A 25,532-nucleotide genomic window follows, 5' to 3' on the forward strand; every position below is an offset into this window, starting at 1 on the left:
CGTCAGGCGTCGTCCAGGCCGCGGAGCACCAGTGGGAGGCGGGCGGCGGCGCCGTCGGCCACCCGGACCGGTACGCCCCAGTCCTGCCGGGTCAGGTGGCAGGCCGCGTGTTCGACGTCCGCGTCGCAGGTCGCCGCCTGGGCGGTCACCTGGAGCACGCCCCCGGCCACGTCGCCGTTCACCACCAGACGGCGGGACAGCTCCGTGCCGGTGCCGGCGCCCTCCAGCAGCAGCTCCGGCGGGGACGCGGACACCACCAGCCGCGTCGACGGGCCGTACGTCTCGTCCAGCTTCTGCCCCGGCGCGGGCGTGAAGATGACATCCAGGGTCACCTCGCCGGCCGCCACGTCGGTGGGCCTGCGCTCGGTGCGGTGCCGGGGGCCGTCGACGGTGCTGGCGCCGGCCGCCGAGAGCGCCCCCGGTGCCAGCCGGGTCAGCCGGTGCGCGGCGGACTCCACCACCAGCACCTCCCCGGCCGGGGTGAGCACCAGGTCGCTCGGCTCGGCGAGCCCCTCGGCGACCGTCGAGACCCGGTCGTTCTCCGGGTCGAAGCGGCGGACCGCCCCGTTGTACGTGTCGGCGATCAGCACCGAGCCGTCCGGCAGCGCGCACACCCCCAGCGGGTGCTGGAGCAGCGCCGAGGACGCCGGCCCGTCGACGTGGCCGAAGTCGAAGAGCCCCTGACCGACGGCGGTGCCCATGACGTCGTTCTCGACGTACCGGATCGCGCTGGTCTCGCTGTCGGCCACCCAGAGCCGTGCGCCGTCGGCGGAGACGGAGAGGCCGGACGGCTGCGCCATCCACGCCTCGGCCAGCGGGCCGTCCCGCAGGGCCTCGACGGTGGTGCCCGCGTACATGCCGGCGGTGCGCTTCACCGGGTCGAACCACCACAACTGGTGGATGCCGGCCATCGCGATGACGACCTTGTCGTCGTACCAGGCCAGGTCCCAGGGGGAGGAGAGGTCGACTGAGAGCGCGTCGTGCGAGTGGTCGTCGACCGTGGAACGCCACTGCCGGCCGGTGCCGGCGACCGTCACCACCTCGCCGCTCGCCAGCCGTACGCCGCGCAGCAGGTGGTTGACCGTGTCGGCGACCACGAGGTCGTAACCGGCCACCTCGGCGGTGTGCGCCGGCAGCAGGCACAGCCCCTGCGGCTCCGAGAAGGTGGCCGCCCCGGCGGGACCGTCGGTACGGCCCCGCGTGCCCGAGCCGATCCGGCGGACCAGCGTCTCGCCGTCGGGGGCCAACTCGGCCAGCGAGTGCCGGGCCGAGTCCGACACCAGCAGGTTGCCGCTGTCCAGCAGCACCGCCTTGCCGGGGAAGCGCAGCGTGGTCTCCGGCTCGGCCGGCGGGACGTACGGGCCGTCGCCCCGGTGCAGGGTGCCCTTCGCCTCGTGCGTGGCGATCAGATCGTCGATCAGGCGGGCCAGCCCTTCGGCGTGACCCTCGCCGGCCATCGTCGCCACCACGTAGCCCTCGGGGTCGATCACCGAGAGGGTGGGCCAGGCGCGGGCCGCGTACTGCTGCCACATGTCCAGCTCCGGGTCGTCGAGCACCGGGTGGTGCACGCCGTACCGTTCCACGGCGGCGGCGAGCGCGGCCGGGTCCTTCTCGTGTTCGAACTTGGGCGAGTGCACGCCGATCACGACGAGCACGTCGGCGTACTTCTCCTCCAGCGGGCGCAGTTCGTCGAGCACGTGCAGGCAGTTGATACAGCAGAAGGTCCAGAAATCCGCAATCACGATCTTTCCGCGCAGATCGGACAGCTTCAGCTCTCGCCCGCCGGTGTTCAGCCACTGCCGGCCCCGTAGCTCCGGCGCTCGTACGCGCGGTGTCGTTCCCATGTCTGTCAGCCTGCCATGTCGGGCTGGGCCGAGCCGGACGCCGTGACCTGGACGACCTTTGGTGAACGGGCGGGCGCTTTCGTACGTACGACCGGGGCGGTCACACGACCTGGCGGGCGATCGCCGGCAGGACGAATCCGTCCTCGGCGAGCGCCCTGGCGAGTTCGTGACGGCGATGGATGCCGAGCTTCTGGTAGGCGCGATGGAGGTGGTTCTCGGCGGTGCGCGCCGAGATGGTCAGCGCCCTGGCGATCGCGGGGGTGTCCATTCCGGTCGCGGCGAGTTCGCTGACCTGCCGTTCCCGGTCGGTCAGAGCCGGAGCCGTCTTCGGTTCGGGCAGCCACTCCGGCCAGGTGCCCTGATGCTCGCCGAGTAACCGTTGGGTCCGTCTGGCCAGTGCGTTCGTGACCCGGCCGCCACCGAACATCGCCCCGTTGGCCGCAGCTTCCAGTGCGAAACCGCGGTATCCCAGCTCCTCGAACGTGGCGCTGACCCGGTTCAGCACGCGCGCGTCCCGGCGGGCCAACGCCGCCGCGTGTTCGGCGAAGAGAGCGAAGAGCCTGCCATCCGTCCTGGCGGCGAGTTCGCGGAACCGGCCGGCGACCGCAGCGGACGGGGCGAGCCGCACCTCCACGTGCAGGAACTCCATGGCCATCAGCAGGTTGCCGGCCCTGGCCGCCTCGGCGGTCAGGCGGCGCAGGAGGGTGGCGGCTCCGCTTCGGTTGCCCGAGATGACCAGCGCCCACACCTCGCCGAAGGCCCCGTAGTCGACAGCGGTGCGTCCCACCCCGCCCCGACGGAGCCGGGAAAGCAGTTCCTGGGCGTTCTCGGCCTGCCCGAGTTGCGCCTCGACACCGATGCCGATCGCCAGCAGGGTTTCCCGGAACCTGAAGCCGGGCTGCTCGGCGGTGAGGGCACGCGCCTCGCGCAGCCACCGCGCCGCCTGCCCGGCGTGCCCCTGGTAGTAGGCGCAGATCCCGCCCACCAGGGCGATGGTGGCCACCCCGTCCGCCGTGCCGTGCCCCACGGCGTCCCGGTAGTAGTGCTCCACCAGGTCAGCCGCCTGGCGGACCTCGCCGGCCATGACGAGGGCCTGCACGTGGATGGCCTGGAGGAGCGCGCGCATCGCCGGCCAGATCGAGGGCTCTCCGCTCAGGTTTGTGGGGAGTTCCGCGACGGCCCGTTCGGGTCTTCCGCTCAGCAGCAGGAGTTGCGGGCGGAGCGGGGGGAGCACACTCGCCAGGAGCGGATCGTGCGGCGGGTGCGGAAGCCGGTCCGCCGCGTCGGCCGCCTCGGCGGCCGAGCCGGCGAAGGCCAGGACGAACGCCTCGACCGCCAGCAGGTCGTCGTGGACGTCGGTGGGTAGCGCGGCCCGCGCCTCGGCGACCACCTGGAGCGCGCTGTGCGGCCCGTCGATCCCCCAACACCGGTTGACGGCGCGCAGGGCGGCCGCGTTCGCGCGTGACGCCGGGTCCGCCAGGTGCCGGTACGCCTCGGCCAACCAGCGCTCCGCCGAGGGATGATCGCCCCGGGCGAGCAGTGCGCGGCCGAGGTGCCAGGCGGCTGCGGGGCTGTGCACCTGTCGCGCGAGGTGCTCCGCGGTGGCCGCGTCGTGGCCGAGCAGCGCCTGCGCGGAGGCTCGCAGCACCTCGTCATCGGAGACCTCGAACTGGGCGGCGAGTCGCCACCGGACCTCGCGGACCCGGTCGTCGGACCCGGTCGCCACCAGCGCCGCGACCAACTCGCCGTGTATGCGCCGGGCTCGTAACGGGCCGGTCCGGGTACGGACGGCACGAGCGGTGAGCGGGTGGGCCGCGGTGACCGGTGCGGACGGGCTGGACTGGTCGATCCGGACGAGGCCGAGCTCCTCCAGGCGTTCGATGACCGACACCGGGGCCAGGCGTTCGATCATGTCGATCGGGGCCCCGTCGCCGTAGGTGACGTACCGCAGTGCTGCGGTCTCCTCCGCCGACAGCGACTCCAACGGCCTGGTCAACGCGTCACTGGCCCAGGGCCGGAGGGCCGTACCCTGCCGCCAACCCACCACGTGATTGTGGAGGGTCAGCGCGTCGTTCTCCACCGCGTTGCGCAGCACCTCGCGGAGGACGAGCGGATTGCCTCCGGTGAGCTGCCACAATTCGTCTGCGGTGAGACCGTCGACGTCGGTGCCGAATACGGCTGCGGTCAGTTGCCTGGTGTGTTGCCAATCCAGTGGTGTGAGGTCCACCCGGTCGAGCCGTATGGTCTGACGCAGCACATCGATCGGACCCGCGCCGATCGCCGTCTCATCCGCCGTGAGCAGCACCCGCACCGTGTTCTCCGCTGCCAGCTTTCCCACCAGTCGCGCGGCAGCCTCGTCCAGGCTGCTCACGTTGTCGATGGCGAGAACGGCCAGGTGCTGCCCGGTCGATGGGGGAAGCCTCGCGACGATCCGGTGCAGGGCTCCTGCGGGCGCGGTGCCGAGCGGCTCCACCTGCGGGGCCAGGTGATGGACCGCATCGGGCGGGGCATCGTGGCCCGGTACGGGGCCGTTGGCCCGCAGTACGTGGTGACCCTTGGCCACGCAGCGGTGCAGGACCGCCTCCAGGACCCGGCTCTTGCCAACCCCTGGGGGGCCGGTGACCAGCACAGCGCCCCCCTCGGGTGCCAGCAGTCGCTCGACCGTCCGGTCTACGTCGGGGTCGCGGCCCACCAGTGGCCACCGTCGTCCGATCTGGGCGGTCGACCTGATCATCGCGTCGGGCACGGGAACTCCTGTTGGGCGGGTGTTCGCGGCACCGCGGTGACGAAACGGCCTGTCAGGATATCCGGCTGGCACGACGCATAGATCGAGCGCTGGGCCTCGATGCCGGCACGTCCGGTCGGCCGGGTCTGCCCCAGCCGGGTGCGGGTCCCGACCGTTCGCCGCCCGCCCTCCGACCGTCGGTCACCGCAGAGCGCCCCATTCATCCATATGTCCAGACCAGCACACAATCTGTGATCTGGGGCACGCTTGGCTGAGTATTCGCTACTCAGGCGTGCGGTCAAGGTGCCGGGACATCATCAGTGACGACGCCAGCCCGAGCGTACTAATTCCGCTGACTGGCGAAAGAAGCATTTGTCGCCGGAGCCTTCACAGTCATCAGAAAGTGGGTTGTCCACAATGCCGTACGGCCGAAACCTCAGAAGATGGGGGGCTCGCGTGCTGTTTGCCGCCGCGCTCCTGTTCGGCTCCATTGCCGTTACACCGCCTGCCGTCGTGCACGCCAAGTCGCCAGCTACCAACGTTCAATACGGCCTAGCCTGGGTCGACTTCAACGCCGACGGGAAAACCGATTACTGCACCATCTGGGGTAATGGCCTGAAGTGTGTGCTCTCCACGGGCGCCGGCCTCGGCCAGAAGATCATCGGGTCCAACCAGGACCATGGTTACAAGGAGGGGCGGGCCTGGGTCGACTTCAACGGCGATGGTCGTGTCGACTACTGCCGTGTGGTCGGGTCCGGAAGCAAGTCTCTGTCCTGCACCCTGTCGAACGGCGCGTCTTTCGGGTCGACGCACACCTCGGGCGGACTCGACCCAGGCTGGACCGCAGGTCAGGCGTGGGTCGACTTCAACGCGGACGGGCGTGCCGACTTCTGCCGGGTGATCGGCACCTGGAGCCAGAAGGTCCAGTGCACCGTCTCCACGGGCACCGGTTTCGGCGCCACCTACACCTCGGGCAACCTCGACGCGGGCTGGGACGCCGGTCGGGACTGGGCGGACGTCAACGGTGACGGGCGTGCCGATTACTGCCGCGTCGTCGATTCCAGCAAACTTCAGTGCACGGTTTCCACGGGCACCGGTTTCGGCGCCACCTTCACGTCCGTCAATCTGGACGGCGGGTGGGACGACAGTCGCGACTGGGTCGACTTCAACGGTGACGGGCGCGTCGACTACTGCCGGGTTGTCGGCAACATTTCCATGTCGGTCCAGTGCACGCTCTCGACGGGCAACAACTTCGGGCCGACCATCAATTCGGGTGCCCTGGATGTCGGGTACCAGGTCACCCGGGGATGGGCCGACTTCAACGGTGACGGCCGCCTCGACTTCTGCCGGATCAACGGGGGTCTCGGCGTCTGCACGGTGTCGAACGGCAACGCCTTCGGCGCCACTTATTCGCACCCGTCCAAAAACTACAGCTATGAGGGCGCGAACGGGTGGGCGGACCTCAATGGAGACGGGCGAGCCGACCATGCGGCCCTTGAGGAGCAAACCACCTTCTACCTCTCCACCGGGACGGGTTGGGGCGGTCCTCTGACCAGTCCGCTTCCATACTGATCCTTGGCAGTGCGAGCGCAGGCGGGGCCACGGATGACCGTGGCCCCGCCTGCGCGCTCTGCGTTACTGGCCTGCCGGCTTGAGGCAGAGCACCCGGTTGGCCCCGCTGCCCTGGAGCACCACGTGCGGCTGGGTCGGGTCGGCGCACTTGTCCTTCGCATCGACCTTGGAGACCACGGTGAAGGCGCCCGCCTCGCCGCACTCCGTCGCCGTCGCGCCCTCGCCGGACTGCTTGACGCAGCTGCCGACCGCCGGGTCGAACGCCGGGGCGGGGTCGTCGCCGCCGACCTTGCCGAGCAGCATGAGCAGGCCCAGCGGTACGGCCAGGATGAGCACCGCCGCAACGAGCACCGCGGCGAGCACCCGGCCGTTACGGATCTTGGGGGTGGGTGCCTCGGTCTTCGGCTCGGCGATCGGCTTGAACGAGTCGAACCGGTTCTGGTCCTGCTCCGAGCCGCCCTGGTCCCACGACGGGCCGGACTGCTGCGGCGGCGGGAAGGCCGGCGGGAACGCGCCACCCGGCGTGGGCTCGGTCGGGGCAGGCCCGTAGCCGGCTGCCGGCGTGCTGAAGGGGTCAGCGGGTCGGTCCGCGTCGCTGTGCGGCCGGACCCCGTTCACGGGCCGGTCGCTGGCCGGCGCGTTGACGAAGGACGGCACGCCCGGCGGGAAGGCCGGGGGCGCGGCCGGCGAGGCGGGTGCCACCGGGGAGGCAGCGCCGAAGACGGCCGTCCCGCCCGGTGCCCGGTCCCGGTCGTCGAAGCGAGCCTCCGGACCCTGGTCGAACCGGGCCTCCGGACCCTGGTCGAACCGGGCCTCGGGGCCCTGGTCGAACCGGCTGTCCGGGCCCTGGTCGAAGCGAGAGTCCTGACCGAACCGAGGGTCCGGGCCCTGGTCGAACCGGGAGTCCTGCCCCTGGCCGAATCGGCTGTCGGGGCCCTGGTCGAAGCGGGAGTCCTGGCCCTGGTCGAAGTGCGGGGCCGATGCCTGGTCGAACCGGGGCGCCGGCGCGTGGTCCGGCCGGTGCCCGCTCAGGTCGTCCTGCTCCGGCTCGTCCGCGGGCTCGGGGCGGGCCGGCCGGCCGTACACCCGGGGCTGTGGGGCGGGCGTCCCGCCCGATCGCAGGGCCTGGTCGGTCGGGGGCGTCACCCGGCTGGCCAGCGGCACCGAGGCGCTCGCCGAGACACCGCCGGCGGCGGATTCGGCACCCTCCGGCGACGGTACGCCCGCCTCGGGCGAGGTACGCGGGGCGGGAACGACCGGACCGGCGGGGGACTGCGGCTCGTCGTGCCGGGAGCCGGGCTGTGCCCAGCTCGGCTGCTCCTGCTCGTACGCCGGCAGGCCGCCATCCCGGCCGGGCTGCTCGGGGGCGAACTGGGCCGGCGGTGCGTAGTCGACCGGCGGGGCGGCGGCCAGGCTGGCGCCGGGCACCCGCTGCTCCTGCGGCGGCAGCGGCACCGCGTTGGCCGGCGAGATGCCGGGCCCCGGTGCGGGCTGGTAGGCCGGCGGTTCCTCGGCCCGCTCCGGCTCCCAGCCGTTGCCGGCCCGGCCCGGGGCGGACTCGCCCGCTTCGGCGCGGCCCCACACCTCGTCGGCCGCCCAGGGCTCGACGTCCGGTACGGCGGGACGCTCAACGGCGTTGCCGGCCCACTGGGGCGGGCTCTCCGGCGCGGGACCCCACGGCGTCGGCCCGCCGTCGCCGGGCACCGGGACGGAAGCCCGGCCGGGCGGGGTGGAGGTGGGCTGTGCGGCGTCCCAGGCAGCCTGCTCGCCGGGCTGTTGGCTGTTGCCGGCCCAGCCGCCGGAGCGGTTGGGGTCGTCATGTTGTTGTTCGGGGGTCCAGCCGCTGGCGGGGTCCTGTGCGGGCTCGGTGTTCCAGCCGCCGGAGCGGGCGGGGTCGTCCTGGGCGGGCCAGGGTTGCGGGGCGGGGGTGGCCTGTGGAACGCGGGCGGCGCCACGGGCGGCGGGTTCGGGCTGTGCCCAGGCCGGGGAGGCCTGCTCGCCCTGCGCCCACGCGGGCTGCTCGCCCTGCTGCTGTTCGGGGGCCCAACCACCGGAGCGGTTCGGGTCGTCCTGTTGCTGACCACCGCCGGCCCAGCCGCCGGAGCGGTTGGGGTCGTCCTGCGGTGCCGACCAGCCGTTCTGCGGGGGCCGGTCATCCGGGGCGGCGCCGTCGGCCCAGCCACCGGGGCGGGCCTGCTCGCCGGGCTGTTGGCTGTCGCCGGCCCAGCCGCCGGAGCGGTTGGGGTCGTCATGTTGTTGTTCGGGGGTCCAGCCGCTGGCGGGGTCCTGTGCGGGCTCGGTGTTCCAGCCGCCGGAGCGGGCGGGGTCGTCCTGGGCGGGCCAGGGTTGCGGGGCGGGGGTGGCCTGTGGGACGCGGGCGGCGCCACGGGCGGCGGGTTCGGGCTGTGCCCAGGCCGGGGAGGCCTGCTCGCCCTGCGCCCACGCGGGCTGGTCCGCGCCGGCGTGCGGCGGCTGCGGGGCGGCCCAGGCGGGGCTGGCCTGCTCCTGCGCGCCGGGCCACGCCGGCTGCGGCGACCCGCCGGCCGGTCCCCACTGGCCGGGCTGGGCCGCGTCGGTCTGCTGTGGCGCCTGGGCGGCCCACGCGGGGGCCGACGGCTGCTCGGCCGGCGCGCCCCAGGCGGGCGGGCTCGGCCGTCCCGACGGGGGCGGGGGTGCCCAGCCCAGGTCGGGGGCGCCGGCGCCGTATCCGTTGTCCTGCTGTGCCGGGCGGTCGCCGTACGGCGCCGGTCCGCCGGCGCCCGGCGACACCTCGTCCGGCTGCTGGCCGGGGGGGTGCGTGCCCTCGGACGTCATGCGTGCGCCTCCTCCATCACCTGTCGGCCGCCGCTGCCGATTCGGTCCGTCAGCAGGGTGGCCGGCGTCGCCGGTGTACCGGCCGTGCCGGCTCCCCGCACCGTATCCGGTGACCGCCCGGAGGCGCCCGGGGAGCACGGCCGTCACTCCGCGTGGCCGGACGGTGTCGAGCGGCTTCTATCGGCTCGACTGCTCCCGGTCGGCGGGCGAACGACCGAAGCCCACCGTACCGGGCGCTGGGGCGAGGTGGAATCCCGGTGCCAACCGGTGTGAAACGCCGATGACCCGCCCGGGCGGACCGGGCGGGTCATCGATCTGGAGGAGGTGAGAAAGAGTGTGGGCGTCAGCTCATGTGACGCTGGGCGATGGCGAGGAGCTCTTCGCGGACCGCGGGCGAGTTGGCGGAGCGCAGCGCGTGCTCGATGGCACGGGCGCGGCGGTTGGCGTCGCGGCGGTTACGGATTCGCTCGATCATGCTGCTCACGGGTTCTCCTCCTGGCTATTCGGTTGTCAGCCCCTTGATGTCTCTATTGAACCCCAAGACGGCTCCAACTTCCATCGATTATTAGGTGAGCTGGGACACGAGCCGAATAATCGAAGGTGTGAGGGCTTTGCTGCCGACGTTTTCGTGGTCCAACGGAGACGGCCGGCGTGCCGGGCGTAAACCCGTGCACACCGGCCGTAGCTGGCGTCGAGACCCGTCAGGTCCAGGCGAGCAGCGCCGCCTCCGGATCGGCCAGGAAGTCCCCGATGTCGCGCAGGAACTTCGAGCCGAGCTCACCGTCGATGATCCGGTGGTCGAAGGAGAGGCCCAGCGTGGTGACCTGACGTGGCCGGACCTTGCCCTTGTGCACCCAGGGCATCTCGCGGACCGCGCCGAAGGCCAGGATCGCCGACTCGCCCGGGGGCAGGATCGGCGTACCGGTGTCCACCCCGAACACGCCGACGTTGGTGATCGTCAGCGTGCCGCCGGACATGTCGGCCGGCGAGGTCTTCCCGGCCTTGGCCGTCTGCACCAGTCCGGTCATCGCGTCCGCCAGCTCGCGCAGCGAGAGCCGGCCGGCGTCCTTGATGTTCGGCACGATCAGCCCGCGCTCGGTGGCCGCCGCGATGCCCAGGTTGACGTAGTCCTTGACCACGATCTCGTCGCCGGCCCAGGTCGAGTTGACCATCGGGTGGCGCCTGACCGCCAGCAGCACCGCCTTGGCCACCAGCAGCAGCGGCGACACCCGCACGTCGCGCCACTCCCGCCGGTCGCGGAGCCGGTCCAGGGCCTTCATCGCCCGGGTCACGTCGACGGTGAGGAACTCCGTGACGTGCGGCGCGGTGAACGCCGAGCGGGACATGTTCTCGGCGGTGAGCTTGCGTACCCCCTTGACGGGGATGCGCTGCTCGCGGTCCGCGCCGAAACTCGCGGCCGCCGTGACCGACACCGCGAGCGGCTCGGCCGCCGCCGTGGCCCCGCTCGTCGCCCGGTGTACGTCCTCCCGGGTGATCGAGCCCAGCGGGCCCGACCCGGTCAGCGTGGACAGGTCGACGCCGAGATCCTTGGCGAGCTTGCGTACCGGCGGCTTGGCCAGCACCGGCCCACCGGCCGGACCGTGACCGTTCGACGGCGCGGGCGACGCCGGCACGACCGGCGCGGCCGGTGTGACGGGCGGGGCCGGGGCCGCCGCCTGGGCCGGCACCGGGGTCTCGCCCTTGCGCGGGCGCCGCTTCGCCGCCGTGGTCCGCGGGCCGTAGCCGACCAGCACGGCGGTACGCCCACCCGGGGCGGGACCGCCGATCAGGCCGGGCTCGACTGCGCCCTCGGTCGGCGCCACCTCGACCGCGGCGAGCGACGCCGCCGACGGGCTGGGCAGGGCGGAGGTCGGTGCACCGGTCGTCGACGCCTCGATCGGACCGGCGCCCGGGTCGGTGTCGATCGCGATGATCGGCGTACCGACCTCGACCGTGCTCCCCTCCGGGTGGAAGATCGCATGGACCTGGCCGGCCCACTTCGCCGGGATCTCGACGGCCGCCTTGGCCGTCTCCACCTCGACGATCGGCTGGTTCAGCTCGATGACGTCGCCGGCCTTGACCAGCCAGGCGAGGATCTCACCCTCCGTCAGGCCCTCGCCCAGGTCGGGCAGGTTGAACTCCTTGATCCGCGACATGCCGCTCACCAGCCGAAGGTGCGGTCGACGGCGTCGAGCACCCGGTCGAGGTCGGGCAGGTACTCCTCCTCCACCCGGGCCGCCGGGTAGGGGGTGTCGAAGCCGGTGACCCGCAGCACCGGGGACTCCAGGGAGTAGAAGCACTCCTCGGTGATCCGGGCCGCGATCTCCGAGCCCAGGCCCAGGTTGCCGGGGGCCTCGTGCACGACCACGCAGCGGCCGGTGCGCCTCACCGACTCGTACGCGGCGGTCAGGTCCAGCGGGGAGATCGAGCGCAGGTCGATGACCTCCAGCTCCCGGCCGTCCTCGGCGGCGGCGGTCGCCGCGTCCAGGCAGGTCCGCACCATCGGCCCGTACGCCAGCACCGTGGCGTCCGTGCCGGGCCGGACGACCCGGGACGAGTGCAGCGGGTACGCCTCGGTCAGCGGGGCGTCCAGCTCGACGGGGCCCTTCTCCCAGTAGCGCCGCTTCGGCTCCAGGAAGACGATCGGGTCGTCCGAGGCGATCGCCTGCTGGATCATCGAGTAGGCGTCCTGCGGGTTGGCGCAGGACACCACCTTCAGCCCGGCGGTGTGGGCGAAGTACGCCTCCGGCGACTCCGAGTGGTGCTCGACCGCGCCGATGCCGCCCCCGAAGGGGATCCGGATGACCATCGGGATCCGGACCTTGCCCTGCGAGCGGTAGTGCATCTTCGCCACCTGCGACACGATCTGGTCGTACGCGGGGTAGACGAAACCGTCGAACTGGATCTCGCAGACCGGCCGGAAGCCGCGGATGGCCAGGCCGACCGCGGTGCCGATGATGCCGGACTCGGCGAGCGGGGTGTCGATCACCCGCTGGTCGCCGAAGTCCTTCTGGAGGCCGTCGGTGATCCGGAAGACGCCGCCGAGCTTGCCGACGTCCTCGCCCATGATGACGACCTTCGGGTCGTTCTCCAGGGCCCTACGCAGACCGGTGTTGAGGGCCTTGCCGAGGCTGAGCGTCTCCGTGGCCATCAGTGGGCGCTCCCCTCGAACGACTCCAGGTAGCTGGTGAACTGCGCCCGCTGCTCGTCGAGCTCGGGGGACCCGTGGGGGTAGACGTGGTCGAACATCGTCGCCGGCTCAGGGTCGGGCATGGCGAGCACCCGCTCGCGCAGGTGCACCGACTCGGTGCGGGCCTGCTCGTCGACGGCCGCGAAGAAGTCGGCGTCGGCGATCTGCTGCCTGGTCAGGAACGCCTTCATCCGGGCGATCGGGTCCTTCGCCTGCCAGGCCTCGACCTCGCTGGCGATCCGGTAGCGGGTCGGGTCGTCGGAGGTGGTGTGCGCGCCCATCCGGTAGGTGTAGGCCTCGATCAGGCTGGGGCCCTGGCCGAGCCGCGCGTTGTCCAGCGCGTGCCGCGTCACCGCGTACGACGCGAGGACGTCGTTGCCGTCGACCCGGACGCCGGGGAAGCCGAAGCCGCCCGCCCGCTGGTAGAGCGGCACGCGGGTCTGCCGCTCCAGCGGCTCGGAGATGGCGTACTGGTTGTTCTGGCAGAAGAACACCAGCGGGGCGTTGAAGACGCTGGCCCAGACGAACGCCTCGTTGACGTCGCCCTGGCTGGTGGCGCCGTCGCCGAAGTAGGCGATCACCGCCTCGCCGTCCTCGGTCCCGGTCTTGCCGTCCATGTGCACGCCCATGGCGTAGCCCGTCGCGTGCAGGGTCTGCGCCCCGATCACGATCGTGTACATGTTGAACTTGAACTCGTTCGGGTCCCAGCCGCCCTGGTCGACGCCCCGGAACAGGCCGAGCGGCATGATCGGGTCGATGCCCCGGCAGTAGAGGACGCCGTGCTCCCGGTAGGTCGGGAAGGCCATGTCCTGCGTACGCAGCGCGCGTCCCGAACCCACCTGCGCGGCCTCCTGGCCGAGCAGGCTGGCCCACAGGCCCAGCTCGCCCTGGCGCTGCAACGCGGTGGCCTCGGCGTCGAGCTTGCGGACCAGCACGAGGTCGCGGTAGAGCCCGCGGTACTCCTCGTCGGTGAAGTCGACGCGGTACTCCGTCCCGTCCGGGCCGGTCGCGCTCTCGATCCGCTCACCCTCCGGGGTGAGCAACTGCACCAGCTGCGGGTCGCCGGTCGCACCCTTTTTGGACCGGGGTGCCGCCCGTCGGCCGCGGCTGGAGACCGCGGGGTCGCCCTTTGCCATCCGTCTCTCCCTGTCTGTCTGCGTCGGTACCGGGGGGTCACCCGGCCGCGCAACTCGTGCGCCTGCCCGGCTGGTGCCGGACGGGTTCCTGGCGGCCGCGCCTAGCCCCGGTGGGGGTTGCCGCGCGGCGTGAGCCGGATTCTTGGCCGAACCCGGTTCGGGAGCGCCGGCGCCCAGCCGCGCCTGCCGCGAGGGTGCGCGGAGGTCGTGGCTGCGTTGCCGTCATGGTCCATATTCGCATCACACGTGAGCACGCCCACAGTGCGCCCGTCCCGCACCGGGGCGGTGGCCCGGTTCGTTACACGAAGCGCCCGGTGTCCGCTGTATCGACGCCCGGCCGATCCGGCGATGGTTCGTCACCGTTCGGCCAGATACGCGTGTCGACACGCTGTGCGGGGTGGCCTACTCAGTGTCACTGGTCCAGGCTGATTGTCGCGGGATCGTCCGCGTCGGACGGTTTGCCGCTTCCTCGCGTACGGGCGGTGCCTCGGGCGCTCGGGTCGGTCGCCGTACCACCCCGTTCGTCGCCGGAGCCAACGAGGAGGAGCGCGCGGTGCCCGAGTCAGGTCATGATCCCGCCACTCCGTTTCTCGGCCGGCACCACACCGCCGCCGGCTATCGCCGGATGGTCGGCGCGCACCGGGCTCCCGGCTCCGGCGGGCCGCCCCGGGGCTACCTGTTCACCGTGGCGCTGCTCGCCGGCACCGCGTCGATGCCGATCCTCGCCGCGATCAGCACCGGCTCCGCCACCGTCGGCAGCACGGCCCTGCCGGACAGCAGGACCCCGTTCCTCCCGACCCCCTCGGTCGGCCCGGTGGTGATCGTCCCGGTGCCGGCGACAGGCCAGCCGCCGCTCACCCCGTCGACCCCGTCCCCCGCCGTGGCCACCCCGGGTGACTGGTGGACCCCCGCACACAGCCCGCGTACGCCGGTCGTCGTGATGCCTGCCCTGCCGCCGGGGCGCGGGGCGGTGGCGTACCCGAAGCCCTCGCCGAGGCCCGGCGGCTGGCCGGTCCCGCCGCCCTCGCCGAGCCCGTCCCCGAGCCCGTCTCCGAGCCCGTCCCCCAGCCCTTCTCCGTCTCCTACTCCGTCGCCGAAACCCTCTCCGAACCCGAACCCGAACCCGAACCCGAATCCAGACCCGGACCCGTCCCCGAGTCCGGCGCCCACCCCGACCGGTGAGCCGACGTCGGTGGAGCCGACGAGCACGCACTCGCCACCGTCGCCCGCGCCCACGGCGACCCCCGCGCCCAGCGAATCCCCGGCACCCGGTGGCCCGACCGCCAGCGCGACCGTCGTACCAGGCCCGACCGGGCACCGGGACGGCCGGTCACGGGTACGGTGACGGTCGACGGCAGTTGATCCGGGACACGGCCCTGCCGGACCACCGGGGAACGGCGGGGACGGTTCCGGGCGGGCGGCCCGGGGTGGAGCAGAGGCGGGGCGCTGAACGGATCGGGCGGCTCGGGCGCGGGACCCCAGACCCGTCCGACCGCTGAGCCGCGACCCGGCCGGGCCCTCCAGCTCGCCCGGTTCGTGACCGAGCTGACCGCGCCCGCGGTGCTGGTCTCGGCGCTGATGCTGGCGGTCGGCTGGCACAGCGCCCGGGGCGGTGCGCAGGGACTGGCCTGGGGGCTGCTGGCCACGCTCTTCGTCAGCGGTATCCCGTTCGCGTACATCCTCGGCGGGGTACGACGGGGCCGGCTGACCGACCATCACGTGGGGGTCCGCGAGCAGCGCCGCGTTCCGCTGCTGTTCGGTCTCTGCTCGGTCGCCGCCGGGCTGGCCCTGCTCGCGCTGCTCGGCGCGCCGCGCCCGGTGCTGGCCCTGGCCGCCGCCGGGCTGGTCGGCCTGGTGGTCGCCGTGGCGGTGAGCCACTGGTGGAAGATGTCGATCCACTCGGCGGTGGCCGCCGGCACGGTGGTCGTGCTGGTGCTCACGTTCGGGGCCGGACTGCTGGCGACCGCGCCGCTGCTCGTGCTGGTCGGCTGGTCGCGGGTCCGCCTGCGCGACCACACGGTGCTCCAGGTGGTCGCGGGGCTCGCCCTGGGCGCCCTGGTGGCCGCCCTCGTCTTCGCCCCGCTCCGCTGAACCCCCCGCCCCCCCACCCCCTCCTCCACCTCCAATTCGTTGATCATGAGGTTGGCGGCGGTCGGGGTGATCGACAGCGCCGCCAACCTCATGATCGACGGAAGGGATGGGGGTGTGGGTCAGGCGGGGTCGTCGGTCAGGCGGTGGCGGTTGGCCTCGATCCAGGCGTCGAGGGCGGCCGGGTCGTCGGGGTCGACGCCGTCGGCCATCAGCTGGGCCACGGCGGCGGTGGCGGGGCTGCGGCGTTCGCCCGTGCTGTAGAGGCGGGCGAACTCCGGCACCATCTCCTCGATGGCCGTGTCGATCTGCGCCGCCGCCTGCTCGGGCAGCCCACGCTTGCGGGCGGCGTACCCGGCCCAGCCGCGCAGCACCCGGGGCAGCAGGGCGGCGTCGTCCATGTCCAGCACCGCCCGCCGGTGCACCCAGTCGAGCAGGAACAGCCCGGCCACGGTGGGGCTCCACCGCATCGGGTCGGCGTCCGGGAAGCTGGCCGCGTGGTCCAGCAGCAGGCTGAGGCAGAAGTGCAGCGAGGCCAGCTCCGCCCCGTCGATGGCGTCCAGGCCGAACCGGGCCGCCTCCGGCGAGGCGAGGAAGCGGCGGACCAGATCCGTACGCTCGGCGGCGGAGAGCGGTTCGGCGGTGGGCGTGGGAGCCGCCTGGGGCAGCCGTGCCAGCCGGGCGCCGAGCAGGGCGCGGTCGGTGGCGAGCGAGCCCTCTCCGGGCAGCTCCGTCAGGGCGTCGGTGATCGCCAGGTGACGGGTCACCTCGGCGCGCATCCGTGCCGGCGTCTCGTCACGGAACCAGGTCAGCTCGTCCCCCGAGCACATCTGCCGGACCTGGTCGAGGATCCGGTCGGGCGGCCCGCCCACGAAGACGTCCTTGGTGATGCCGATGTTGTGGTCGAGCAGCGTCACCACGGCGTGCGGCGAACCGCCGGCCGGATCGTCGTAGGCGAAGGTCGCCAGGTAGGAGGTCTGGTCGCCGTACACGTCGCCGTAGGACCAGCAACCGGTCAGGCGTACGCGGCCGAGTTGGGCGGCCCAGGGCGGGGTGGCGGCGCCCGGACGGATCCGGCCGGCGCCCTCGGCGTCGGGCACCAGCGCGGCGAAGACGGAGCGGATCGTGGTCGCCGCGGCCGAGCGGCGACGGGAGGTGGCGGCCAGGAAGCCGGCCACGAAGTCCCGGACGGCGGCGTCACGCTCTGTCTCGGCGACCGAGTAGACGCTGCCCAGCAGGGCCGCGCCGAGCATCTCCGCGTCGAGGGCGTTGTCCAGCTTGGCCACGTCGCGGGCGGCGTGCAGCACCGCGTCGTACGGGGTCTGAGGCGTTCCCATCCATTGACCCTACGCCGCCGCCCGCCTCCGGACGGTACGAGAGACCCCGAGCGCCCACCCGCGTCGTGGCGCCACGCCGCCCACCTGCGGCTGCCGTGGGGCGGGATTTCCGGCTCAGCGGCCGGCGGCGTCCGTCAGGGCGGCGTGGGCGTCGGCGTAGGAGGCGAGCACCGCCCGGACCGGGGTCAGCACGTACTCCTCGCCGATGTCCGCGACCGCGGCCGTGAGGCGGCGTTCGGCCCGACGACGGGCCTGGCGGGCCGCCCACCGGACGACCGGCCTGGTCAGGGCGGCCACCAGCAGCCCGGCGAGCAGGCCACCGAGGAGCAGCAGGGTGGGCAGCGGCACCTCGCCGACCATCGGGTGCTCCAGCGCCGGCAGGCCCAGCACGCGCAGCGCGTAGCCGAGCGCCAGCCAGCCCAGCCCGGCCAGCGCGGCCAGGGTCACCAGCCACTGGAGGCCGCCGACGAGCCGCCACCAGAACGGCCGCCGGTCCATGCCGAGGTCCGTGCGGGCCACCGCGCGGTCCAGCGCGTCCGGCAGGTCGCCGAGGCGGGACCGGGCGGCTGCGGTCACCGCCGCCGGCCAGGCGGCGGGCAGCTCCGCCCCGACCTGGTCGGCCACCGACCGGATCGCCAGTCCGAGCGCCGAGCGCTGCGCGGCGGTGGGATCGGGTACCGAGGTCGCGGCGACCAGGCTCGCCGCCGGTTCGTCGCGGCCGGCGGCCGGGCCGGGCAGGTGCAGCCGGCGCAGCGGGTCGGGCCGCAGCCGCCGCCAGCCCCGGACCAGCGGCCAGCCGGTGGCCGTGCCGCCCCGGTGCCGGTACGCCTGCTCGACCGCCTCGGTGACCGCCGGCACCCCGGCCGCGCCGGCCAGCGCCCGGTGCAGGGCGGTGACGGTGGTGTCGTCCGGCCCACCGGCCGGTGCGGTGCCCCCGACGAGTTCGTCGAGCCCCGTCACCACCGCGTCCACGTCGCCCTGGAGCCGCCGCAGCGCGGCCTGCCGCTCGGCGACCGTCCGTTCCAGCGCCTCCCGCAGCCCGACCATGCCCGCCGGGTCGACGGCGGTGGTGGCCAGCAGCGGTACGCCGTCCAGGCCGTCGGTGTCGAGCAGCCGGCGCAGGTCGGCCAGCACCCGGGGAAGCTCGGCCGGGGGCAGCCGGTCGGCCTGGTTGAGCACGACCAGGGTGACGTCGCGGTGCCGGTGGAACTCCCGCAGGTAGCTGGTGTGGATGACGCGGTCGGCGTACTTCTGCGGGTCGACCACCCAGACCACGAGGTCGACGAGGCCGAGCAGCCGGTCCACCTCCGACCGGTGGGACCGCTGCACCGAGTCGAAGTCGGGCAGGTCGAGCAGGATCAGCCCGCGCAGCGCGGACTCGTCGTCGGCGTCCAGCACGCTCTCCCGGACGAACCGGTGCCGGGGCAGCACACCGATCCAGTCGAGCAGCCGGTTGCCGTCGTCGAGCGGCCCCCAGACGCAGGCGTGCGTGACACCGGTGGTGGGGCGGCGCACCCCGACCGGCGAGAGTTCCATCCGGGCGAGCGCGTTGAACAGGCTGGACTTGCCGCTGCCCGTCGCGCCGGCGAGCGCCACCACGGTGTGGTCGCGGGAGAGCTCCAGCCGGGCGCCGGCCCGTTCGACCAGGGTGTGCGCCGGCACGAGCCGAGCGTCCGGCAGGTGGCCGTCGACGACCGTGAGGAACCGGCGTACGGCGTCGAGGCGGGCGAGGAGCGCGTCGGCGTCCACCCGCTGGTCGCCGCGGAACGCCTCGCGCAGCCGACCGACGATGTTGGTCATGACCCTCCACCCTCGGTGCCGGGCGGGCCCGCGACGGCCGCGTCGGTGAGGCCGCTGCGGTTCCGGGCGATCTCCACCTGGTCGGCGGCCCCGCGCAGGGCCGCCGCGGTGTCCGTGGGGGGCCGCGCCTCCGCCGTCCGGTCCAGGTAGCGGGCGGCCTCGTCCTCGAGCAGGGCCCGCACCCGGTCCAGCAGGTCGGCCCGGGCCTTGGCAGCCAGCGTACGCACCGCCTGGTCGCCGAAGATCGCCTGGAGCACGGTCTGTGCGGCGACGGTCGTGCCGGCCCCGGTGGCCACCTCCAGCCCGGTGGGCACGAACGCCGTCGAGGCGAACACCGCGATCATCACGGCGAGCCCGGTGGCGTTCACCGCGTACGCGGCCGTGCGGGCCACGAAACGCCGGTCGCCGCCCTCGGCGCGGACCAGCTCCAGCACGCCACGCTGCCAGTCCCGGACCAGCCGCTCGGCCCGCTCGGGCAGGTCGGCGGCCGGATGGGCGAGCCCCGGTTCGAGCAGCGCCGCCCCGGCGGGATGGGCCTTCCACCCGGTATACGCGTTCTCGGCCGCCTCGGCGGCGACGCCCCGCAGCAGGGTCACCAGCTGGGACTCGATCGCGTCCCGCAGCTCGGACGCGGGCGCGGGACGCCCGGTGACCGCCGCCACCACCCGGTCGCGTAGCCGCCCGACCCGGGCCTCCAGGGTGCGGAAGAACTCGCCGGTGCCGACGAACTCCTGCCAGCGGGCGAGCACCTCGCCGCGGAGCAGCCGACCGTCCTTCAGCCCCTGCTCGACGGTCCGGTGCGCCCCCCGGTACGCGGCCAGCACCCGCTCGTCGAGCGCATCGGCGGCGGTGACCTGATCCTCGGCGGCGTCGGCGAGCCCTTCGACCGCCGGGTGCAGGGCGGCGAGCGCGCCGTCCAGGGTCTGCCGGACCACGGCGGCGCGGGCGTCGGCGTCGGCGGCCAGCCGGGCGAACCAGGCGGCGAGCGGCGCGGTGACCCGCTCGGGCAGCAGGCCCTGCCCGTCGACCGAGGTCTCCGGCAGCACGAAGAGCGGGGCCGCGCCCAACTCCTGCGCGGCGAGCATCTCCGACAGGTGGGCGGCGATCTCGTCGGCGGCCTCCGGGGGCACCCGGTCCAGCACCATGGCGATGACCGCGCCCCGGGCCCGGGCGCTGCGCAGCAGCTCCCAGGGGACCGCGTCGGCGTAGCGGGCGGCGGTGGTGACGAAGAGCCAGAGGTCGGCGGCGGCCAGGAGCTGGCCGGCCAGCGCCCGGTTGGCGTCGACCACCGAGTCGATGTCGGGGGCGTCGAGGAAGGCCAGCCCGGCCGGCAGCGCCGGGGCGGTGACCAGTTGCAGGGTGCGCGGATCCTCGCTGGGCTCGGTGCTGCGGGTGAGACCGGGCAGCAGTTCGCCCTGCCGGAACCAGCCCGAGTCGGCGGGGTTGCAGACCAGGACCGGGGAGCGGGTGGTCGGGCGGAGCACCCCGGCGGCGCTCACCCGCGCCTGCACCAGGCTGTTGACCAGCGTGGACTTGCCCGCGCCGGTGGACCCGCCGACGACCACGAGCAGCGGTGCGTCGAGCCGGCGCAGCCGGGGCAGCAGGTAGTCGTCGAGTTGGTCGGTGAGGCTTCCGCCGGCCCGTCGGGCGGGCTCGGCGGAGGGCAGCGCGAGCGGGAACCGGGCCGCCCCGATCGCGGCGCGCAGGCCGGCCAGTGCGGCGGGCAGGCTGCCGTCGCCGGTTGTGGCGGGCCGGTCCTCCCCGGCGTCCGTGGGGCCGGTGCGGGCTGCGACGGTGGGCGGACCGGCCGGGATGGCGGGATCGCCGTGCGTCGTCACCGCTAAAGCGTGCCCGACCGACGCAAGTGAAGACAACCGGTCGGTATCAACCCGAGTTGCGTCGGGTCGACTCAACCCCGACTTGACGATTTCGCGGGGCGTGGCACTATTGAGTCAAGTTCACTCAACTTGAGGTGGAGTCGCTGCGGGCGGCGCCGCCGGGCAGCTCGACGGGCGTCGCCCGTCACCTGTTCACGACGTGATGAAGTGAGGAAGCGAACATGGCACGTGCGGTCGGTATCGACCTCGGCACGACGAACTCCTGCGTCAGCGTTCTGGAGGGCGGTGAGCCCACCGTCATCGCCAACGCTGAGGGCTCGCGGACGACCCCGTCGATCGTCGCGTTCGCCCGCAACGGGGAGGTGCTCGTCGGTGAGGTCGCCAAGCGCCAGGCGGTGACCAACCCGGACCGGACGATCCGCTCGGTCAAGCGGGAGGTCGGCACCAACTGGTCCGTCGACATCGACGGCAAGAAGTACACCCCGCAGGAGATCTCGGCCCGCACGCTGATGAAGCTCAAGCGGGACGCCGAGGCGTACCTGGGCGAGCAGATCACCGACGCGGTGATCACCGTCCCGGCCTACTTCAACGACAGCCAGCGTCAGGCCACCAAGGAGGCCGGCGAGATCGCCGGCTTCAACGTGCTGCGGATCGTGAACGAGCCGACCGCGGCGGCCCTGGCGTACGGGCTGGACAAGGGCTCCAAGGAACAGACCGTCCTGGTCTTCGACCTCGGTGGCGGCACCTTCGACGTGTCGCTGCTCGAGCTGGCCGAGGGCGTCGTGGAGGTCAAGTCGACCAGCGGTGACAACCAGCTCGGTGGCGACGACTGGGACCAGCGGATCATCGACCACCTGGTGAAGACCTTCCGTGGCGAGCACGGCATCGACCTGGGTCAGGACAAGATGGCCCTGCAGCGGCTCCGCGAGGCGGCCGAGAAGGCCAAGATCGAGCTGTCCGCCGCCACCACCACCAACATCAACCTGCCGTACATCACGGCCGGCGCGGCGGGTCCGCTGCACCTGGACGTGACCCTCAGCCGGGCCGAGTTCCAGCGGATGACGCAGGACCTGCTGGACCGCTGCAAGGGCCCGTTCGAGCAGGCCGTGAAGGACGCCGGCATCAAGGTCTCCGACGTCGAGCACGTCATCCTGGTCGGCGGTTCGACCCGGATGCCGGCCGTGACCGATCTGGTCAAGCAGCTCATCGGCAAGGAGCCCAACAAGGGCGTCAACCCGGACGAGGTCGTCGCCGTCGGCGCCGCCCTCCAGGCCGGTGTGCTCAAGGGCGAGGTCAAGGACGTCCTGCTGCTCGACGTGACCCCGCTGAGCCTGGGCATCGAGACCAAGGGCGGCATCTTCACCAAGCTGATCGAGCGCAACACCACCATCCCGACCAAGCGCTCCGAGGTCTTCACCACGGCGGACGACAACCAGCCGTCGGTGCTGATCCAGGTGTTCCAGGGTGAGCGGGAGATCGCGGCCTACAACAAGAAGCTCGGCACCTTCGAGCTGACCGGCCTCCCGCCGGCGCCGCGCAACGTGCCGCAGATCGAGGTCACCTTCGACATCGACGCCAACGGCATCGTCAACGTCCACGCCAAGGACCTCGGCACCGGCAAGGAACAGAAGATGACGATCACCGGCGGCTCCTCGCTGCCGAAGGACGACATCGAGCGCATGCGCCGCGACGCCGAGGAGCACGCGGAGGACGACAAGCGTCGCCGCGACGAGGCCGAGACCCGTAACGTGGCCGAGGCGCTCCAGTGGCAGACCGAGAAGTTCCTGGCCGAGAGCGGCGACAAGCTGCCGTCGGAGTCCCGTGACCAGATCAACGAGGCGCTCGGCGAGCTGCGCGGCGCGCTCGGTGGTCAGGACATGGAGAAGATCAAGTCGGCCCACGAGCGGCTGGCGCAGGTGTCCCAGCAGGCGGGCTCGCTGCTCTACAGCCAGCAGGGCGAGCAGCCGGGCGAGGCCGGCCCGGGCGCCGCGGGTGCCGCGGGCGCCGGTGCGACCGGTGGCGCGCAGGCAGGCGGGCCGGCCGGCGGCGCGGACGACGTGGTCGACGCGGAGATCGTGGACGAGGACAAGAAGTGACGACCCGTTCCCGACGCGGCACCACGGTAGAGGGATGAGGTAGCGCCATGACGGAGAAGCCGCGAGCCGCCGATCCGGGTGCGACCGGGTCGGCGCCGGGTGGCTCCGCGCCCGCCGAGCAGGCCGGCGACGGGCCGCGGGTCGTCATCCGCAACAACCGCAAGATCAGCGAGACCAGCGAGCCGGCCGCCGCCGACGCCGGGTCCGACGTACCGGCCGAGGGCCTGGTCGAGGAGGCCGAGGTCGTGGTCGACGAGATCGAGGTCGAGGCGAGCGAGGTGGCCGGCCCGCCGGTGGTGGACGCCCCGGCACAGCCGGTCGACGGCGGCGGGACCGCGTTCGGCGCCGAACTGGAGGCGCTGCGCGAGGATCTCGACGAGCGGACCCGGGACCTCCAGCGGGTGACGGCGGAGTACGCCAACTACCGCAAGCGGGTGGACCGGGACAAGGGTCTGGTCACCGAGCAGGCGACCGGCGCGGTGCTCGCCGCGCTGCTGCCGATCCTCGACGACCTGGACCGGGCCCGCGAGCACGGCGACCTGGTCGGGCCGTTCGGCAGCGTGGCCGAACAGCTCACCACGACGCTCGGCAAGTTCGGGCTGACCCCGTTCGGCGAGCAGGGCGACCCGTTCGACCCGACCCGGCACGAGGCGGTGGCCCACCAGACCTCGGCCGACGTCACCGAGCCCACCTGCGTGCAGGTGATGCGCCGGGGCTACCAGGTCGGTGAGCGGCTGCTGCGGCCCGCCATGGTCGCGGTCGCCGACCCGGAGTAGTGCGCAAGAACGACGACCGGACCGTCCCGCCCGCCCACCGAGGGCGGGCGGGACGGTCGGTCCCCAGCTAGGAAGGGGGTGGACCGGTGAGTTCCAAGGACTGGATCGAGAAGGACTTCTACGCCGTGCTGGGCGTGGACAAGGCCGCCTCCGCAGACGACGTCAAGAAGGCGTACCGGAAGCTGGCCCGGGATTCGCACCCGGACCACAACCCCGGTGACCCGAAGGCCGAGGAGCGTTTCAAGGCCGCCTCCGAGGCGTACGCCGTGCTCGGCGACGACGCCAAGCGGCGCGAGTACGACGAGATGCGGTCGCTGTTCGGCTCGGGCGCGTTCCGGCGCGGTGCCCGTGGCGCGGGCCAGCCCGGCGGCATGCCGTTCGACGTCTCCGACCTGTTCGGGGGTGCCGCGGGTGGCGGTGGTGACCGCCGCTTCGGCGGGGCCGGCTTCCAGGACCTGTTCGGTTCGATCTTCTCCGGTGGTGGTGCCGGCGGCGGGGCGGCGGCCCGTGGCCCGGCCCAGGGACGGGACGTCGAGGCCGAGGTGGCCCTCGACTTCGACGACGCCGTACGCGGGGTGACGCTGCCGCTGACGCTGCGCGCCCCCGGCGTCTGCGACACCTGCCACGGCAACGGGGCCAAGCCCGGCACCCAGCCGCGTACCTGCCCGGTGTGCCACGGGGCCGGGGCGACCAGCCGCAATCAGGGGTCGTTCAGCTTCTCCGAGCCGTGCCGCAACTGCCAGGGCGTGGGCACGGTCGTGGAGGAGAAGTGCCCCGAGTGCCAGGGCACCGGCGGCGTCACGAAGACCCGCACGTTGAACGTCCGCTTCCCGGCCGGGGTGGCGGACGGCCAGAAGATCCGACTGGCCGGGCGGGGCGAGCCCGGGGCACGGGGTGGCCCGGCGGGCGACCTCTTCGTACACGTCAAGGTGCGGCCGGACGAGCTGTTCGGGCGTACCGGCGACGACCTCACGCTGACGGTGCCGGTCACGTTCGCGGAAGCCGTGCTCGGCACGGACCTGCGGGTGCCCACCCTCGACGGCGCGGTGACCCTGCGGGTGCCGCCGGGCACGCCGAGCGGCCGGATCCTGCGGGCCCGGGGCAAGGGGGTGGCCCGCCGTGACGGTCAGGCGGGTGACCTGCTGGTGACGCTCGACGTGGTGGTGCCCACGCCGGTGTCCGACGAGGCGCGTGCGGCGTTGGAGACCTTCGCCGCGCAGACCCCGCCGGCCGCCCGGGAACATCTCGAGGCGCGGCTGCGTCGATTCAGTTGACCCGGTGTTCAGTCTGCTCGGTGGAGTGCACGCGGAGGTGAGCGGGATGTCGGACGAGTTCGTCGGCTCGGGTGACCCTGCCTACGAGGCCAAGGTGCTGATGATTTCGGTGGCGGCGCGGATGGCGGGGATGCACCCGCAGACCCTGCGCCAGTACGACCGGTTGGGCCTGGTCCAGCCGGGACGGGCTGCCGGCGGCGGACGCCGGTACAGCGTCCGCGACGTGGTGCTGCTACGCGAGGTGCAGCGGCTCAGCCAGGACGACGGGATCAACCTGGCCGGGGTCAAGCGGATCATCGGACTGGAGCGGCTGCTGGAGCAGGCGCAGCAGCGGGTGGCCCGGATGGAGGCGGAACTGGACGCCGCGTACCGCCGGATTGCCGAACTGGAGGCGATCGCCCGCTTTCCGGGCAGCGACCTGGTGCCGACCAGCCGCACCTCCACCGCGCTGGTGGTCTGGCGGCCCCGACGGAACCCCGACCGCTGACGACACCCTGACCGCGCCCGGCCGCCCTCCGGTGGCCGGGCGCGGTCGCCTTTCCGGCCCGCTACCAGCGCTTCGGTGGGACGCCATGGTGCGACCGGCCGGCCGTCCCACGGCGCACGGGTTGGCGGTTTGCCGGCGGGGGCGGTGCCGGATCCGCTAATCTCCGAATCAGGTCCAACCATCTCAATCCGGACTTCAATGGCAGGGGGAGCCATGACGGAAGCGGCGCGGAAGGTGGCCCAGCAGACGGAGGAGCGGCTCGAAGAGGTGGCGAAGAGCGTCCGGGAGAGGTTCGACCGGGTCACCGAGGGCAGCTTCACCGACAAGGCCAAGAGCGGCAAGTTCGCCGACCAGGCCGACCACGGCGTCGACCAGCGGCGCGACGAGGCGAGACGCCGCAAGCAGGGCGGACCGGAACACTGACGATCCGCCGACGTGCGGGCCGGGACCCACGGGGGGCCCCCGGCCCCCCCGCGGGGGGGGGGGGCCCCGACACCGAGGCGCCCCTGAGGGGGCCGCCGCCCCCCCCGCGGTGCGGGCGGGCCCGGACCGCGG

The 25,532-nt window shown here is 73.3% G+C and carries 18 protein-coding genes; 7 read left to right on the forward strand and 11 right to left on the reverse strand.

From position 1 onward, the window contains the following. Positions 1 to 2 precede the first annotated feature (2 nt). Together AB0D32_RS05275 and AB0D32_RS05280 are read right to left on the reverse strand one after the other, a co-directional pair. On the reverse strand, positions 3 to 1,844 hold the full coding sequence (locus tag AB0D32_RS05275) for an NHL domain-containing thioredoxin family protein (RefSeq protein ID WP_357085155.1): 1,842 nt from the start codon (positions 1,842 to 1,844) through the stop codon (positions 3 to 5). A 100-nt stretch (positions 1,845 to 1,944) separates the two neighbouring features. After that, complete coding sequence (locus AB0D32_RS05280) at positions 1,945 to 4,590, reverse strand: LuxR C-terminal-related transcriptional regulator (protein WP_357085157.1); 2,646 nt, start codon at positions 4,588 to 4,590, stop codon at positions 1,945 to 1,947. A 435-nt stretch (positions 4,591 to 5,025) separates the two neighbouring features. Here AB0D32_RS05280 and AB0D32_RS05285 point away from each other — a divergent pair, with 435 nt between their 5' ends. Beyond that, the gene (locus AB0D32_RS05285) at positions 5,026 to 6,141 is read left to right on the forward strand and encodes a VCBS repeat-containing protein (RefSeq protein ID WP_357085159.1); all 1,116 of its coding nucleotides are present in this window, start codon (positions 5,026 to 5,028) and stop codon (positions 6,139 to 6,141) included. 63 nt (positions 6,142 to 6,204) lie between these two features. On the opposite strand, the gene AB0D32_RS05290 is transcribed toward AB0D32_RS05285, so the two are convergent. From AB0D32_RS05290 to AB0D32_RS05315, 6 genes are all read right to left on the reverse strand, one after another. Next, positions 6,205 to 8,955 carry a hypothetical protein gene (locus AB0D32_RS05290; protein WP_357085161.1) on the reverse strand — a complete coding sequence of 917 codons (2,751 nt, stop codon included), beginning with the start codon at positions 8,953 to 8,955 and terminating at the stop codon, positions 6,205 to 6,207. 343 nt (positions 8,956 to 9,298) lie between these two features. Then, positions 9,299 to 9,439, reverse strand: coding sequence for a hypothetical protein (locus AB0D32_RS05295; RefSeq protein ID WP_357085698.1), 141 nt, complete (start codon positions 9,437 to 9,439; stop codon positions 9,299 to 9,301). A 217-nt stretch (positions 9,440 to 9,656) separates the two neighbouring features. Continuing rightward, positions 9,657 to 11,111, reverse strand: coding sequence for a dihydrolipoamide acetyltransferase family protein (locus AB0D32_RS05300; protein WP_357085673.1), 1,455 nt, complete (start codon positions 11,109 to 11,111; stop codon positions 9,657 to 9,659). Between the two features lie 5 nt (positions 11,112 to 11,116). Next, positions 11,117 to 12,106 (reverse strand): alpha-ketoacid dehydrogenase subunit beta, encoded by a 990-nt coding sequence (locus tag AB0D32_RS05305; protein WP_357085163.1) that lies wholly within the window; start codon positions 12,104 to 12,106, stop codon positions 11,117 to 11,119. After that, on the reverse strand, positions 12,106 to 13,281 hold the full coding sequence (gene pdhA, locus AB0D32_RS05310; RefSeq protein ID WP_357085165.1) for a pyruvate dehydrogenase (acetyl-transferring) E1 component subunit alpha: 1,176 nt from the start codon (positions 13,279 to 13,281) through the stop codon (positions 12,106 to 12,108). Before pdhA ends, AB0D32_RS05305 begins: the two co-directional genes overlap by 1 nt. A 672-nt stretch (positions 13,282 to 13,953) precedes the next feature. After that, positions 13,954 to 14,517 (reverse strand): hypothetical protein, encoded by a 564-nt coding sequence (locus AB0D32_RS05315; protein WP_357085167.1) that lies wholly within the window; start codon positions 14,515 to 14,517, stop codon positions 13,954 to 13,956. Positions 14,518 to 14,817: 300 nt separating this feature from the next. Here AB0D32_RS05315 and AB0D32_RS05320 point away from each other — a divergent pair, with 300 nt between their 5' ends. After that, entirely contained in the window at positions 14,818 to 15,372 is a 555-nt protein-coding gene (locus AB0D32_RS05320; RefSeq protein WP_357085169.1) for a phosphatase PAP2 family protein, read from the forward strand. A gap of 119 nt (positions 15,373 to 15,491) precedes the next feature. Here the strand turns inward: AB0D32_RS05320 and AB0D32_RS05325 are convergent, their stop codons facing one another. The 3 genes from AB0D32_RS05325 to AB0D32_RS05335 all read right to left on the reverse strand — a co-directional run bounded on the left by AB0D32_RS05325 (position 15,492) and on the right by AB0D32_RS05335 (position 20,344). Then, positions 15,492 to 16,706, reverse strand: a complete 1,215-nt coding sequence (locus AB0D32_RS05325; RefSeq protein ID WP_357085171.1) for a hypothetical protein — start codon at positions 16,704 to 16,706, stop codon at positions 15,492 to 15,494. A gap of 114 nt (positions 16,707 to 16,820) precedes the next feature. Continuing rightward, the gene (locus tag AB0D32_RS05330; protein WP_357085173.1) at positions 16,821 to 18,506 is read right to left on the reverse strand and encodes a GTPase; all 1,686 of its coding nucleotides are present in this window, start codon (positions 18,504 to 18,506) and stop codon (positions 16,821 to 16,823) included. After that, positions 18,503 to 20,344: a GTPase domain-containing protein gene (locus AB0D32_RS05335; protein WP_357085175.1), complete on the reverse strand. Its 1,842-nt coding sequence runs from the start codon at positions 20,342 to 20,344 to the stop codon at positions 18,503 to 18,505. Before AB0D32_RS05335 ends, AB0D32_RS05330 begins: the two co-directional genes overlap by 4 nt. A gap of 221 nt (positions 20,345 to 20,565) precedes the next feature. On the opposite strand from AB0D32_RS05335, the gene dnaK reads away from it, so the two are divergent. From dnaK to AB0D32_RS05360, 5 genes are all read left to right on the forward strand, one after another. Continuing rightward, a complete protein-coding gene (dnaK, locus tag AB0D32_RS05340) occupies positions 20,566 to 22,440 on the forward strand; it encodes a molecular chaperone DnaK (protein WP_357085177.1) in 1,875 nt (624 codons plus the stop codon). Positions 22,441 to 22,487: 47 nt separating this feature from the next. Beyond that, positions 22,488 to 23,216, forward strand: a complete 729-nt coding sequence (gene grpE, locus AB0D32_RS05345; protein WP_357085179.1) for a nucleotide exchange factor GrpE — start codon at positions 22,488 to 22,490, stop codon at positions 23,214 to 23,216. Positions 23,217 to 23,302: 86 nt separating this feature from the next. Further along, positions 23,303 to 24,490 carry a molecular chaperone DnaJ gene (gene dnaJ, locus AB0D32_RS05350; RefSeq protein ID WP_357085181.1) on the forward strand — a complete coding sequence of 396 codons (1,188 nt, stop codon included), beginning with the start codon at positions 23,303 to 23,305 and terminating at the stop codon, positions 24,488 to 24,490. A 46-nt stretch (positions 24,491 to 24,536) separates the two neighbouring features. Next, on the forward strand, positions 24,537 to 24,977 hold the full coding sequence (locus AB0D32_RS05355) for a helix-turn-helix transcriptional regulator (protein ID WP_357085675.1): 441 nt from the start codon (positions 24,537 to 24,539) through the stop codon (positions 24,975 to 24,977). A 213-nt stretch (positions 24,978 to 25,190) separates the two neighbouring features. After that, entirely contained in the window at positions 25,191 to 25,400 is a 210-nt protein-coding gene (locus AB0D32_RS05360; protein WP_357085183.1) for a hypothetical protein, read from the forward strand. Positions 25,401 to 25,532: the final 132 nt, after the last annotated feature.

It is taken from the genome of Micromonospora sp. NPDC048170, assembly GCF_040652795.1.
GTDB lineage: Bacteria > Actinomycetota > Actinomycetes > Mycobacteriales > Micromonosporaceae > Micromonospora.

Excerpts from the sequence above, each read along its gene's own strand:
- AB0D32_RS05325 (WP_357085171.1), bottom strand. The coding sequence starts at position 16,706 with ATGGGAACGCCTCAGACCCCGTACGACGCGGTGCTGCACGCCGCCCGC.
- AB0D32_RS05330 (WP_357085173.1), bottom strand. The coding sequence starts at position 18,506 with ATGACCAACATCGTCGGTCGGCTGCGCGAGGCGTTCCGCGGCGACCAG.
- AB0D32_RS05305 (WP_357085163.1), bottom strand. The coding sequence starts at position 12,106 with ATGGCCACGGAGACGCTCAGCCTCGGCAAGGCCCTCAACACCGGTCTG.
- grpE (WP_357085179.1), top strand. The coding sequence starts at position 22,488 with ATGACGGAGAAGCCGCGAGCCGCCGATCCGGGTGCGACCGGGTCGGCG.
- AB0D32_RS05300 (WP_357085673.1), bottom strand. The coding sequence starts at position 11,111 with ATGTCGCGGATCAAGGAGTTCAACCTGCCCGACCTGGGCGAGGGCCTG.
- AB0D32_RS05275 (WP_357085155.1), bottom strand. The coding sequence starts at position 1,844 with ATGGGAACGACACCGCGCGTACGAGCGCCGGAGCTACGGGGCCGGCAG.
- AB0D32_RS05355 (WP_357085675.1), top strand. The coding sequence starts at position 24,537 with ATGTCGGACGAGTTCGTCGGCTCGGGTGACCCTGCCTACGAGGCCAAG.
- AB0D32_RS05360 (WP_357085183.1), top strand. The coding sequence starts at position 25,191 with ATGACGGAAGCGGCGCGGAAGGTGGCCCAGCAGACGGAGGAGCGGCTC.
- dnaK (WP_357085177.1), top strand. The coding sequence starts at position 20,566 with ATGGCACGTGCGGTCGGTATCGACCTCGGCACGACGAACTCCTGCGTC.
- AB0D32_RS05290 (WP_357085161.1), bottom strand. The coding sequence starts at position 8,955 with ATGACGTCCGAGGGCACGCACCCCCCCGGCCAGCAGCCGGACGAGGTG.
- pdhA (WP_357085165.1), bottom strand. The coding sequence starts at position 13,281 with ATGGCAAAGGGCGACCCCGCGGTCTCCAGCCGCGGCCGACGGGCGGCA.